Consider the following 12,375-nt stretch of genomic DNA (forward strand, 5'->3'; position numbering starts at 1 on the left):
TGAAATAACAAATAACACAAAGGTAGTTAATTTAAAGTCAATGTTTACAAATAAGAATTTAATTCCTTTTTATTAAACATAACCGGTTATAAAACAATGTTGATTATAATAAAGGAGGAATTAATTATGGGTTACGGAGATCCATTAAACAGTACGAATGATTTAAAAGACAGGAGTCAAACAGATCTTATTGCACGTATGCTCTATTCAGAAGCAAGGGGTGAATCAGATCAAGGCAGAAGAGGTTGCGGCTATGTAGTTAGAAACAGAATGGCTAAAAACTCATCCGAATTTGGTGGAAATTCATATTCGGGAGTAATACTAAAAAAATATTCATTTGAAGGAATGACAACAGAATCTGCATTAAAGCCTGATATAAACTCAACTGCTTGGAAAGAATGCTTAGAATTAGCACAAAAATTTTTCTTAAATCCGGATAGCATTGTAAATCCTATAGGAACTTGTCTTTGGTTTGTCACAAATAGCTTATACAAAAACAAAATCAAAAAATCAGGTTCAACAGAATCATATACCTTTAATGGTAGAGATTATGTTAAAGTTACGGAAAAAAAGGTTATTGGAGGACATACTTTTTTTAAAGTTCAAGGTTATTAATTAATAGAAAAGTAAGCTCTGGCTGACATTTTCAGTTAGAGCTTATTTTTCTGTTAATAAAACAATCGTTGCAATCATATATTAATAGAGCATTAGTTTCAACAAGTTGACAAAACTTTGTGCATAAACTATTATAGTAGTTAAATTATCTACGAGGGGAATTAAGTATGAACGTTAAAAGAAAGTATATTTATTTTGGAATAGCAGTTATATTAGCTGGAATAGTCATATTATATTTAAACAAACATCAAGCCAATAAAGAGTTAAGTATTGACAAATTAGATAAGAATATTACAAATGAAGATACATTTAAAAAATCTAAATATCCTTTATTAGCTGAAATTCCAGAAAAGAATTTTTATGTATATGGCATGAATGATAATACTGATAATTATAAAGGTATCATAGTAAGATATGGAAATGAGTTAAAAAATTATGACATCAAATATATGACACCGATGTTTGTTCTTCCTAAATTAAAAGTAATTCAAATTGGTCAACAGGATATCATATTATGCTCTTTTAATACTGAATCAGGATCTGAGGTGTATATTGAAGATTTATATGGTTTTTACCAGGACTCTAAGAATTCTTTAAATATTATGAATTTTTCGGCGGATAATTATAAAAAACAATTAAATGAAGCAATTAACTACAAATTACAGAGTGACAATGTTTTAGATATAATTATTAATAATAAAGATTTATATGACATTGATCTTAATAACTTTAATGATTCGAATTGGAATTTTGAAAAAATTTCTTATGGTAACAATGTATCATTTTCTTTTGATAGTGGAATAAATATAACTTTAGGAATAGAAGCTTATTTCACTAATATTGTTACACCACAATATATTGGGACCATAAAAGCTGATGTTGTAATCAATGAAGATAAATCATTCATTTTGGATAATATAAAAGTAGAAAAATAACTATTAACCCAGAGGGGGTTTAAGAAAGGGGCTGTCGCGCTAGATTACTTAGTGCTCCAGCCCCGATTTTAGCCGATTGATCAAACATCACAGCTGATTTTTACTGATACATGCCAATTACTCCAAAATCATATGTTTTGTTATATTCAGGATTGCCTGAGATAAATTGAATATACACTGGTGCATGATCCAGATCAGGTTCTTTTTCAAACAAAAATCTGTCAGCCTGTCGTAATGCCTGAAGTGCAGTAGGCATTTCGTTATAGAATATCTTATTTCTTATGGATGGATCTCCGGTTACACCCTCACCATCAACAATCACAGAGCCAATTAAAGCAACTCCTTCATTATATAATTCCCAGGCAATTTTCACCTCGTCATGCATTTTGGTAAATTGATCCTCTGCATACTCAGGGGCAACAAACACAAACAGTTCTGCGGTTATATCTGAGTGTGTAATCGTATATAATCTGCCCTTAACAGGCCCGTATGGTTCCATTATATCCCGGTATTGTACAAATACCTTTTGAGAATTAAGCTTTTTCACCTTATAAACCTCTTTCATCAACAGTCTCATTTATGGTATGCATAAACACATAAATTTGTGATAAATATTTAGCCAGCCCACAAAAAAAGCCCCGGAGGTGTGAGCTCCGGGGCTTGCTTACTAGACATCATTGTGCTTAATGGACTTACGCTTGGCATTTTTATTCTTATTCTGATTCTCTCTTGTAAGAGGCGTCTGACCATTGCATTTTTCCATTCTGGCTTCCTTATTATCCGGCTGACTGTCTTTTGGCATAAACAGGCTCCTTTCATTTTTTAATTAGGATGTGTCATTTTCAGAATCCTATGTATGCCCGCCGGTCATTTATCTGCTCAGTATCTTTGTAATGCCTCCAATATACAGATGATGATAATCTTTATCTGCATAAAATTTGGTGTCGATTTCAGGAATTACAAAGTTCTCCGGTTTCATGTCTGTTACAAAGAGTTTCTCACAGATTAAAACTTTGGACGCTTCATCAATGAAAGGCACACCATCTTCATGATTTACTGTTACTCCAACCTTTTTTATCTTATCTTCGTCTCTTCCTGATACGCTGCCTAAATATCCCAGTTCTTTTGCATATGCTTTATGATCCAGAAACGAGAGGGAAAAATGATCTGCACCGTCAACAAATTCTTTTGTAAATCGGCTTTGTCTGATGACAGCATAGGCAACACTTCTGCTCCATAAAATCCCAAGTCCGCCCCAGGAAGCCGTCATGGTATTTACCTTCCCGTCTTTTTCAGCTGTAATCAGCATCCATTCATCCCCAATTAACTGAAATGGATTGTAATCAAACTCTTTTGCAGTAATGATTTGAAACGTGTTCATAAATTACCTCCTGATATAATTGTTAATCAGCACCCTTTTCCATCAATGGAACAGGCATTCTGAACCGGTTGGGCTTTGACATCATCGATAAAATCAGCGATATCAAAAGTCTGAGTCCCATCTTCCAGAATAAAGAAAGGAATTCCGATTCTGCCTTCTTCCTTAACCGGTTTAAACATCTCATCATGATCCCGGTGGCTGAGAAATTCTTTTAATGTTGCAGTGTTCTTAGTAATATTTCTGTAATCCAGCTCAACTGCGGTAAGTTCTCCCAGCTGAGCCTTTGCTGCTACACAATCCGGACAGATTTCTGTCCCATACATAATGATTTTCATATGGATCTCCCTTTCTATCTCATACAGTCGTAATCTTTGATGAGATCAGTATACCATATAATCCGGTTTCTTTTCTTATTTTTTTACAGCAATTCTCCGTACCGTTTTATATAGACTGTTTTTAAAACAGTGGCAAGCACCATATAGCAGACTACAATCAGTGCCAGCCATGCAAAATAGATTCCAGGCAGCCTCGCCAGCTTTAATGCCTGTGCTATAGGAGTGAATGGGATCATGGTAAGAACTGCAATCCCTGCAAACGAAAGGCAAACCACCTGTTTGGAAGCCCAGCTCTGAATAAATGGTATTTTAGGTGTTCTGATCATATGAATGACCAATGACTGGCTCCACATGGATTCGATAAACCAGCCCGCCTGAAACGTTGCGATATAGAGCGCCTGCATTGCCGGATCCGTTATCTGATGAAACAGCAATCCGCCGCATACTGCCGGACAGATGACAAAATACATCAGTAAATAAGTGGCTATGTCAAAAACAGAACTGGCAGGTCCTAACCAGACCATAAAACGTCTCACTGAAGATGCATCCCATTTCCTCGGCTTTAATAGATATTCCCTGTCAACATTATCCCATGGAATCGCCGTGCAGGAAATATCATAAATCAGATTCAATAAGATTAAATGAATGGATGCCATGGGAAGAAAGGGAAGGAATGCACTGGCTGCCAGTACGGAAAACATATTTCCGAAGTTGGAGGAAGCCGTCATCTTTATATACTTTATCATATTGGCATAGGTCTTTCTGCCTTCTACAATTCCCGATTCCAGAACCATTAAATCCTTATCAAGAAGAATCACATCTGCCGATTCTTTGGCAATATCCACCGCAGTATCAACCGAGATGCCCACATCCGATGCCTTCATGGCGGAAGCGTCATTAATTCCATCCCCCATGTAGCCCACCATATGGCCATTCTCTCTTAGAACTCTTACCACTCTGGCTTTCTGGGCAGGTGATAATTTAGCAAAAACAGTCATGCTCCCGGCCTTTTCTGACAGCGTTTTGTCATCCAGATCATCAATCTCAGAACCAAGAAGAAGCTCATTGACCGGAAGTCCCACCTGTCTGCAGATACAGCAGGTAACATTTTCATTATCACCAGTCAGTATTTTAACATCCACACCATGCTCATAAAGAGCTTTGATTGCCTGGGCAGTGGTTTCTTTGGGCGGATCTAAAAAAGCCAGATATCCGATCAGCACCATATCCGTCTCATCGGAGACAGAAAACTGGCCTTCCGGTGCCGGATTTGTCTTGTGAGCCACTGCTATTACACGCATTCCATCGGCATTGAGCTCATTGGATTTTGATAAAATAAATTCACGGATCTCGTCTGTAAGCGGCTCAACATTACCATTATATTCTGCAAAGGAGCAGCATTTAAGCATTTCTTCCACAGCTCCTTTTGTGATCAGCTGGGTCTTACCGTTTAAATCCGATACCACTACACTCATACGGCGTCGGTTGAAATCAAAGGGAATCTCATCCACCTTTGTATATCCAGTTTCAAGATGACCATTCTCAAGCTCACGGTTCTTTGAAATAATTGCCAGATCAATAAGATTTTTAAGCCCTGTCTGATAATAGCTGTTTAAGAATGCATGACGGAGAACTCTGTCATCTTCATTTCCATGGATATCAAGATGATATTCCAAAACCACCTTATCCTGAGTCAGTGTTCCGGTTTTATCCGTACAGAGAATGTCTATGGAGCCTAAATTCTGTATTGCATTTAAGTTTTTAATAATCACCTTTTTTCTGCTCATGGCAACCGCTCCCCGGGCAAGAGATGTGGTTACAATCATAGGCAGCATTTCGGGGGTCAGCCCCACTGCTATGGAGATGGCAAAGAGTGTGGCATCCAGCCAGTCACCTTTGGTAAATCCATTAATAAAAAGTACAATGGGTACCATAATGAGCATGAAACGGATCAGTACCCAGGAGACTGAATTCACTCCCCGTTCAAAACCAGTCATTGGCGGTTTCACCGTCAATTCCTTAGCAACCGTTCCAAGCACGGTATCATTTCCCACTGCAACTGCAACTGCTTTTGCGCTTCCACTGATCACATTGGTTCCCATAAACGCCAGGTCCGTAATCTCAGTGAGCACCTTGGTATCTGCATGATTTACAGCAAGCTTCTCCACCGGCTCACTTTCTCCAGTCAGTGCAGACTGACTCACAAATAAGTCCTTGGAGCTGAGAATCCGTACATCTGCAGGCACCATATCTCCTGCTGAGAGATGTAAAATATCACCCACAACCACATCCTCTAAGGGAATCTCCTGCCTGCCGGCTTCCTTTCGCTCCACACAGGTGGTGGTGTGAATCATCTGGGAAAGGTTGGCTGCAGCGTTGCCGCTTCTTGTTTCCTGTACAAAACGGAGAATCCCGGAGATCATTACCATGGTCGTGATAATGATAACGGTTGTATAGCTTTTATTCTGGGGTTCTGCATAAATAATATCGGTAAAAACAGAGACTACCGTCAGGAGGAACAGGATTGAAGTAAATGGATTGACAAATGCTGCCCAGATCCGTTTCCATATGGAGTCTTTCTTTCCATGAGTGATCACATTGTTTCCAAAGGTTTCTCTGGATTCCTCTGCCATTTCCTCTGTGAGACCGTCCTCAAAGGTTCCCAATGCATTCAACACCTGTTTTGTATTTTCATCAGCAGCCTGAATCAGTCTCTGTTTTGTTGCATTGTAACGGGAATGATCGGCCAAAAGCCTCCCATTCCTTTCTCTGTTTAAAAAAATCTTCTTCATGGTTTCTACCTCCATAATTATATTTTGTAATTTCAAAAATTATGGCAGCCATGAGAAGCGTATTTGGTTCAGGAGCCTGGAGCAGACAAGTGTATATCTCCATCCAAATCACTCCTGCTGCTTCGCTTCCCGGGGGCCGCGCCGCTACTTCCGTCTGCATCCATTCTCCTCACCTCACTTTCAAAAATAATCCTCTTTATTATAAAGCCTGATATTAAATAACCCAAAAATGGGCACAAAAAAACCACCATTATCAAAAAACGTGTTTTTGAGAATGATGGCCGTAATATCTGGCTGAACAGCACAACTAAGTAACAGGCAAAGACTGCCTGTCACCGATATCATATACTGCCATCATCCGTTTCATACAACTGTGACAATTACCACTATCCAAAACAGGCACATCCTTTCTTTTTAAAATTTAAAATAAAAAATTCCCGTATATTCGGAAAGAATATACGAGAATGTAATTACATTTTCTTATATTTTCGTATGAGTTTTAGCTTTACAGGGCAATGTAACTGTATTATGCTGCACCTTAATGTCGATGCAGCCTGTTCAAACCATCTCATTGTGTCTCCACAACTCTGCGGCAACAGCCCGTATCCCTGTAGTAGCCTCACCTACCGAATATTCGTCTTTATACTAGTTCAATTCTTGACGTTTGTCAACCCCTAAATCGCTTATTTATCCTATAATCCAGGCCTTAGCAGTAAAATCACCATCGATAAGCCCATATTCTTTCATAATTTTTTTATTCTGCAGGAAATCAAGGCTGATTTCTCTGGAATTCTCAAATCTATGGGCGATCACTAACTGTTTATTGCAAAATTCCCGGATAACAAGCTGTTCTCCCTGGGGTTTATTATAGCTTTTTGTAGTGTTTTCATATTTTATTGTTTTTCCATATTTTATGATATCAGCTGCTTCTTTATAAAATTCCATTCCCGCCTCAATGACTTCCCACTGTTTTTCAGTCAGATCATAGATATCACCACTTAAGCACATTCTGCCAAAAAAAGTACTGATCATGGAATAGTAGATTCTATTATTGCTGTCATCGCCACGCATAACTGCCCAAATCTGACTTTGGGACGGTTTTATTACTCTATGCATATTTGCTGCAATAATGGGTATGGCGGTGGTTTCATGGGCATCAGAAAAGCTTGCCTGGGATACCAGTTCCATCATGGATGGCTCCAGCCTGTGTCCACCACTGGAACAGTTTTCAATCACAATATCCGGAATCTCCCTTTTTATTTTTTTGAAAAATTCCTGGGTTGCCATGACTTTCTGCCTTAATCCCTCTCCAAGACTTTCTGCCCCGTCACAGCCAATGCCGATGGTATCGTTATAATCAATTTTAATATAGCCAAATCCGCATTCTTTCAGGGTTTTTATAACCGCATTATTTAAATACTCCATAACCCAGGGATCGGACATATCCCAAAAGCGTTTATCGCCCACAGTAAGCACGACACCATCTTTTTTCAGTAAATGCTCCGTATTGTCCCAGTGTTTTGACAGTCTGCCCACGGATTCCGGTTCAAACCAGAGACCGGGGATCATCCCGCATTTCCTGATATAATCCGCAGCTTTTTTTAAGCCGCCCGGGAACTTTTCATAATTGACATCCCAGTCCCCGATGCTGGCCCACCAGCCCTCATTTTTTCCATACCAGCCGGAATCAATTACCAGATACTTAACCGCCTTGTTCTTTAACTTATTACAGATTTTGCTGATGTTTTCAAGGCTTGGGTTACCCCAGGTAGTGCAATATTCATTAAACATGATACCCATATCCTGATCCAGTCCGGATATCTCAGGCTTTTGTGCCTTCACCAGTTTATCACACACATCATAGAGGGAACTTCCCCGGGCAATAACCGCTTTGGGGGCAGTAAAGGTTTCCCCGGGTGCAATAGTCTTAAACCAGTGTCCAAAGTCCCGGTCTGCAATACCACCCACAAGTGACAGAGTTTCATCCTCTTTGCACAGGATCTCAATCTGCCAGGAGAATGGGATGTATAACTGAACCGCCGTAAACTCCTGTGTTTCACTGTTTTCCAACGCTATAAAAGGAAAATACTTCCGCACCGGCATAGATCCCAAATTGCCAAATTTCTCAACCCGCATACCGCATCTGTTCCAGGAAGGTTCTAAGTGCAGTTCCTCAATTGTTTCTGTCCTCAGTTTTCCTTCCGCACTCCAAAAGGATTGCAGTCTGTGGATTTTATCCGCTTTTATTCCCTTAAGAGCAAAAGATGAGAGCATTTCTAACGTTGTACTTTCAGTACCTTTGTTCTCAAATATAGTGCTGACCTCAACGGTATCGTTATTCTTAACCATATCCAGTGTTACATACTGACCGGTACTGTTTTTATAAACAATTGTGTCATCCTTTTTAAGAATTCTTTCAAGTCCTCTTGTGGATTCACTTCCGCATAAGGTCAGGCCATTGGAAAACCCTCCGTTATAAGCATCTTTTCTTAGTTTCAGTTCTACATAATATTCCATTGCTAATGCTCCTCATATAGACTTTTACTGATCTGTTTCAAATTTATGCTAAGAGCTGTATTTCATAAACACCCTCACCGTAACAAACTGCCTTCTGCCCTTCATAAGTAATGTTTACCTTTTGTTCCGAAACGATCTTTGTAATGCTGTCAGGCTTTAAAAATAAGCACCTGCCGCCTTTTTCTGCAAGAATACTGCCGGAAATAACCTCTCCGTCCTTCCAGGTAAAGGAAACGGTTATGGCACCTTTGGCTTTTAGTCCGCTTATATGTCCGCAGTCCCAGGTTTTCGGCAATGCGGGCAGAAACGTAAGCTCACCGTTTATGCATTGCAGTAACATTTCCGCAATTCCTGCCGTCCCCCCGAAATTTCCGTCAATTTGAAACGGAGGATGACAGTCAAAAAGATTGGGATAGGTTGATTTTGTCAGCAGATCCCTGATATTCTCTCCTGCTTTTTCACCGTCCCTGAGTCTGGCCCACATGGTAATAATCCATGCTCTTGACCATCCGGTATGACCGCCGCCGTTTTTAAGACGTCTTTCTAAGGTCACCCTTGCAGCCTCCATTAATTCCGGAGTTCTTTCATAAGTTATCTGCTCAGACGGATACAGCGCATACAGATGAGAGATATGACGGTGGCCGGGTTCCATTTCCTCATAGTCTTCCGCCCATTCCATTAACTGTCCGTATTTACCCACAGACAGTTCCGGCAGACGAGGTAAAATTGCTCTCAGCTTATTTGTCAATTCATCCTCGCAGCCGGTAATCTCTGCCCCTTTGATACAAGCCTCCAACAGGTCCCTGATAATCTCGGTATCCATGGTCGGACCGATACAAAGCTGCCCCTCCTGACCGCTTTGATGGAGATAAGTGTTTTCCGGTGATATGGAAGGTCCTGTTATCAGTTTCCCCTCATGGTTTTCAAAGAGGTACTCCGATATAAAAAGACTGGCTTCTTTCATTAAATCTATATTTTCTCTCAGAAATTTCTGATCCAGGGTATATTCATAATGCTTCCAGATATGGGTGCAAAGCCAGGCTGCTCCCATAGGCCAGATCGTAGACGGCATCACTGTATCCTGGGGAGCGCAGTCTCCGAACAAATCGGTATTATGGTGGGCAACAAAACCGGACAGACCGTACATATCCCTTGCAACCTTCTGACCAAATGGCAGCATTCTGCGGATTAATCCGAACAGCGGAAGGTGGCATTCCGATAAATTGCAGCTTTCTGCCGGCCAGTAATTCATTTCCGTATTAATATTAATTGTATATTTACTGCCCCAGGCCGGATGCTCATTACGGTTCCAGATGCCCTGTAAATTAGCCGGCTGTGACCACGGTCTGCTGCTTGAAATCAACAAATATCTGCCAAACTGGTAATACGCTGCAATCAGCTCCAGATCCTGTTCTCCCTGCTGCATGGCTTTTAGTCTTTCAGGAATCGGTCTTTCCGCTTTTTCAGTATCCTGACCTAACGAGAATTGAACACGATTAAAATAGCTTTGGTACTCCTTTATATGCTCCGACTTTACGAACTCATAAGGCAGCTTAAGTACGGACTCCAGCTTTTTTCTGCACCAGCCGGACGGTTCTTCTTTATAGAAATCACTCCGGATTGACAGATAGACAGTAAAGGAATCTGCTTCATTCACGCGGATCTGGTCTCTGTGTATCTCCACGGTACCGCCTTTATTCTTAACTGCAGCCATTATACAATAACAGCACCCATTTGCACCTTCCTTTACCGTCATGGACAGGATGTGTTCGGAGATTTTTTCAATTTTTTCCACATTACTGCGGAAAAATGTTAAGGTCAGGCACCCATTTACCTTTTCTTCATCTTTGCTCTCCTGATGGAGGGCAATTACCTGATGTACGGCACTTGCAAAATATTCTCTTTTGTACTGCCTCCCGCCAATCTCGTATTCCATGGTAACAATTGCCTGATTTAAATCAAGGCATCTTATGTAATTCTTAAATTCTTCTTTATCCTCATGGAACTCAAAAAAGATTTCACCGGCGGTACTGTAATTTCGCTGCTGGTCAGGAATCGGCATCATCGTATCACTGGCAAGCTTCTGAGCATCTGAAACCATGCCGTCTGACAGTAACCGGCGAATCTTAAGATAATTGTCTTTCGCTTCCGGATTCACTCGGTTTCTTCCCCCGTTCCCATACCAGATGGTATCCTCATTCAGCTGTAATTTCTCTGCCTGAACTCCTCCAAAAACCATAGCTCCCATGTTTCCATTGCCAATGGGAGCTGCTTCATTCCAAATTTCTTCACTGTCAGATTTAAATCTTTGGTATGGAACCGGTCTGTCATATAGCAAACGATTGTTCATATGGATATCCCCCAGACTAAATTAAAGTAAACGATTGTAACGATGCACTGCCCTCTCCGCGATAAGTAATATAAATTGGCCAAATCCCATCTGGAATTTCAACATCTGTCATATACGCTTTCCATATATTGGTATAACCAACCGGAATACTTGCAAGTGCTTTTCCAGCCCAGGAGGTTTTTATCTCAAACTGACCACTGCAGTATCCGCGTACTTTAATTATAACACTTTTAATTCCCCGGCAGTCAAAATATTTGAATCCGGCGGTTGCCGTATCACGCATATTCTGTATATAACCTGCTTGCTCATCCCCGTCTTTCCCATCCTGTGTTATTTTAGGGAACCGGCTGTCCATCCACAGGCCTCCAAGGGGAGTATAAATTTCTTCGTCCTTGCAGAAAAGATTGCAGGCTAAATAAGCAGGATATTCTCCCCTTCCAGCCAACGGTCCCCCGTTTAATCCGCAGGAGGTCATCTCCGGCTGTATGATCGATCCATCTTCCCGGAACTCAATCGGTTCCGCACAGCCTTGCCTGCTGAAATTTGTACCATCCGTATGCCGGTGGTAAAATATATACCACCGGCCTTTGATTTCAACCATACTCCCATGATTATTAGACCCATAATACATCGGTTTCCTGGCCGGTTTATAGGAATGAATGTGCATATCACAATTACTGCTTACTACTCCACCATATACAAAACCCTTAGTAGGATATTTACTGGTTGCGTAGCATAATTCATGCATGACAATGGAGGAATAAATAAAATAATAAGTATCTCCTCTTTTTCTGATAGACGGTGCTTCAAAAAATTCATGTTCCATAAAGGAGCTTCCTTCACTGAAGGGCTCGCTTGGGGCAATAAATACAGGTTCTTCCACAATGGTAAGCATATCAGGTCCAAGTACCGTAACCATGGGACCACTCCTTAATCTGTCCCCAACGCCGCAGAATCCGGTATACAAATAGGTTGTGCCGCCTTCCGTAAGTACCCCCGGATCAAACTGCGGCTCGTCACCCTTTCTTTCTCCCAGACGAGTACCGTCCGCATAATGTACATATCCGTAAAATTCATATCTTCCCGCCGGTTCGTCACACACCGCAACGGATACGATGCTCACTTTATCCAGTACATAATAAAGATAATAACGTCCGTCGGGACCTAACGTTACATCCGGTGCGTATAAGCACATGCTGCCGTCCTTATTGAGGGGATCGGATACCTTCGGATAAATCACGCCTTCATATCTCCAGTCACCCAGATCATCTACCGGAGCCGACCAGCATACATAATCATTTAAACAATATGCATTGCCCCTGAACCGGTCATGAGATCCATATACATAAATACGGTCTCCGAATACATAAGGTTCCCCGTCAGGGATATATTCCCATGAAGGAAGATACGGATTAAAGGCCTGTTTTTTCATAAATAATACCTCCTTATA

General features: G+C 40.8%; 10 protein-coding genes and 1 riboswitch. Of the genes, 2 read left to right on the plus strand and 8 right to left on the minus strand.

The genetic code is table 11. The features are described 5' to 3' along the window. The first annotated feature begins 126 nt into the window (after nucleotides 1-126). Together DS742_RS00475 and DS742_RS00480 are read left to right on the plus strand one after the other, a co-directional pair. Nucleotides 127-615: a cell wall hydrolase gene (locus DS742_RS00475; protein WP_170313319.1), complete on the plus strand. Its 489-nt coding sequence runs from the start codon at nucleotides 127-129 to the stop codon at nucleotides 613-615. A 167-nt stretch (nucleotides 616-782) separates the two neighbouring features. Further along, nucleotides 783-1,550, plus strand: coding sequence for a hypothetical protein (locus tag DS742_RS00480; RefSeq protein WP_117415070.1), 768 nt, complete (start codon nucleotides 783-785; stop codon nucleotides 1,548-1,550). A 100-nt stretch (nucleotides 1,551-1,650) separates the two neighbouring features. On the opposite strand, the gene DS742_RS00485 is transcribed toward DS742_RS00480, so the two are convergent. The 8 genes from DS742_RS00485 to DS742_RS00515 all read right to left on the minus strand — a co-directional run bounded on the left by DS742_RS00485 (nucleotide 1,651) and on the right by DS742_RS00515 (nucleotide 12,357). Next, nucleotides 1,651-2,115 carry a staygreen family protein gene (locus DS742_RS00485; RefSeq protein ID WP_170313320.1) on the minus strand — a complete coding sequence of 155 codons (465 nt, stop codon included), beginning with the start codon at nucleotides 2,113-2,115 and terminating at the stop codon, nucleotides 1,651-1,653. Between the two features lie 102 nt (nucleotides 2,116-2,217). After that, complete coding sequence (locus DS742_RS29720) at nucleotides 2,218-2,352, minus strand: hypothetical protein (RefSeq protein WP_277407106.1); 135 nt, start codon at nucleotides 2,350-2,352, stop codon at nucleotides 2,218-2,220. A 69-nt stretch (nucleotides 2,353-2,421) separates the two neighbouring features. Next, a complete protein-coding gene (locus tag DS742_RS00490) occupies nucleotides 2,422-2,931 on the minus strand; it encodes a flavin reductase family protein (protein ID WP_117415072.1) in 510 nt (169 codons plus the stop codon). 26 nt (nucleotides 2,932-2,957) lie between these two features. Beyond that, a complete protein-coding gene (locus DS742_RS00495) occupies nucleotides 2,958-3,266 on the minus strand; it encodes a glutaredoxin domain-containing protein (protein WP_117415073.1) in 309 nt (102 codons plus the stop codon). An 83-nt stretch (nucleotides 3,267-3,349) separates the two neighbouring features. Continuing rightward, complete coding sequence (gene mgtA / locus DS742_RS00500; protein ID WP_117415074.1) at nucleotides 3,350-6,058, minus strand: magnesium-translocating P-type ATPase; 2,709 nt, start codon at nucleotides 6,056-6,058, stop codon at nucleotides 3,350-3,352. Nucleotides 6,059-6,536: 478 nt separating this feature from the next. Beyond that, nucleotides 6,537-6,696, minus strand: a riboswitch (M-box (ykoK) riboswitch). 49 nt (nucleotides 6,697-6,745) lie between these two features. After that, on the minus strand, nucleotides 6,746-8,575 hold the full coding sequence (locus DS742_RS00505) for a glycoside hydrolase family 36 protein (protein WP_117415075.1): 1,830 nt from the start codon (nucleotides 8,573-8,575) through the stop codon (nucleotides 6,746-6,748). Nucleotides 8,576-8,618: 43 nt separating this feature from the next. Beyond that, complete coding sequence (locus DS742_RS00510) at nucleotides 8,619-10,925, minus strand: glycoside hydrolase family 95 protein (RefSeq protein ID WP_117415076.1); 2,307 nt, start codon at nucleotides 10,923-10,925, stop codon at nucleotides 8,619-8,621. 16 nt (nucleotides 10,926-10,941) lie between these two features. Then, nucleotides 10,942-12,357: a family 43 glycosylhydrolase gene (locus DS742_RS00515; protein ID WP_117415077.1), complete on the minus strand. Its 1,416-nt coding sequence runs from the start codon at nucleotides 12,355-12,357 to the stop codon at nucleotides 10,942-10,944. Nucleotides 12,358-12,375: the final 18 nt, after the last annotated feature.

The organism is Lacrimispora amygdalina (assembly GCF_003432035.1).
Taxonomy (GTDB): domain Bacteria; phylum Bacillota; class Clostridia; order Lachnospirales; family Lachnospiraceae; genus Lacrimispora; species Lacrimispora amygdalina.

Bases quoted from the DNA above. Each gene is read 5' to 3' on its own strand.
- DS742_RS00485 (WP_170313320.1), bottom strand. From the start codon at position 2,115: ATGAAAGAGGTTTATAAGGTGAAAAAGCTTAATTCTCAAAAGGTATTT.
- DS742_RS00495 (WP_117415073.1), bottom strand. From the start codon at position 3,266: ATGAAAATCATTATGTATGGGACAGAAATCTGTCCGGATTGTGTAGCA.
- DS742_RS00475 (WP_170313319.1), top strand. From the start codon at position 127: ATGGGTTACGGAGATCCATTAAACAGTACGAATGATTTAAAAGACAGG.
- DS742_RS00480 (WP_117415070.1), top strand. From the start codon at position 783: ATGAACGTTAAAAGAAAGTATATTTATTTTGGAATAGCAGTTATATTA.
- DS742_RS00510 (WP_117415076.1), bottom strand. From the start codon at position 10,925: ATGAACAATCGTTTGCTATATGACAGACCGGTTCCATACCAAAGATTT.
- mgtA (WP_117415074.1), bottom strand. From the start codon at position 6,058: ATGAAGAAGATTTTTTTAAACAGAGAAAGGAATGGGAGGCTTTTGGCC.
- DS742_RS00490 (WP_117415072.1), bottom strand. From the start codon at position 2,931: ATGAACACGTTTCAAATCATTACTGCAAAAGAGTTTGATTACAATCCA.
- DS742_RS29720 (WP_277407106.1), bottom strand. From the start codon at position 2,352: ATGCCAAAAGACAGTCAGCCGGATAATAAGGAAGCCAGAATGGAAAAA.
- DS742_RS00505 (WP_117415075.1), bottom strand. From the start codon at position 8,575: ATGGAATATTATGTAGAACTGAAACTAAGAAAAGATGCTTATAACGGA.
- DS742_RS00515 (WP_117415077.1), bottom strand. From the start codon at position 12,357: ATGAAAAAACAGGCCTTTAATCCGTATCTTCCTTCATGGGAATATATC.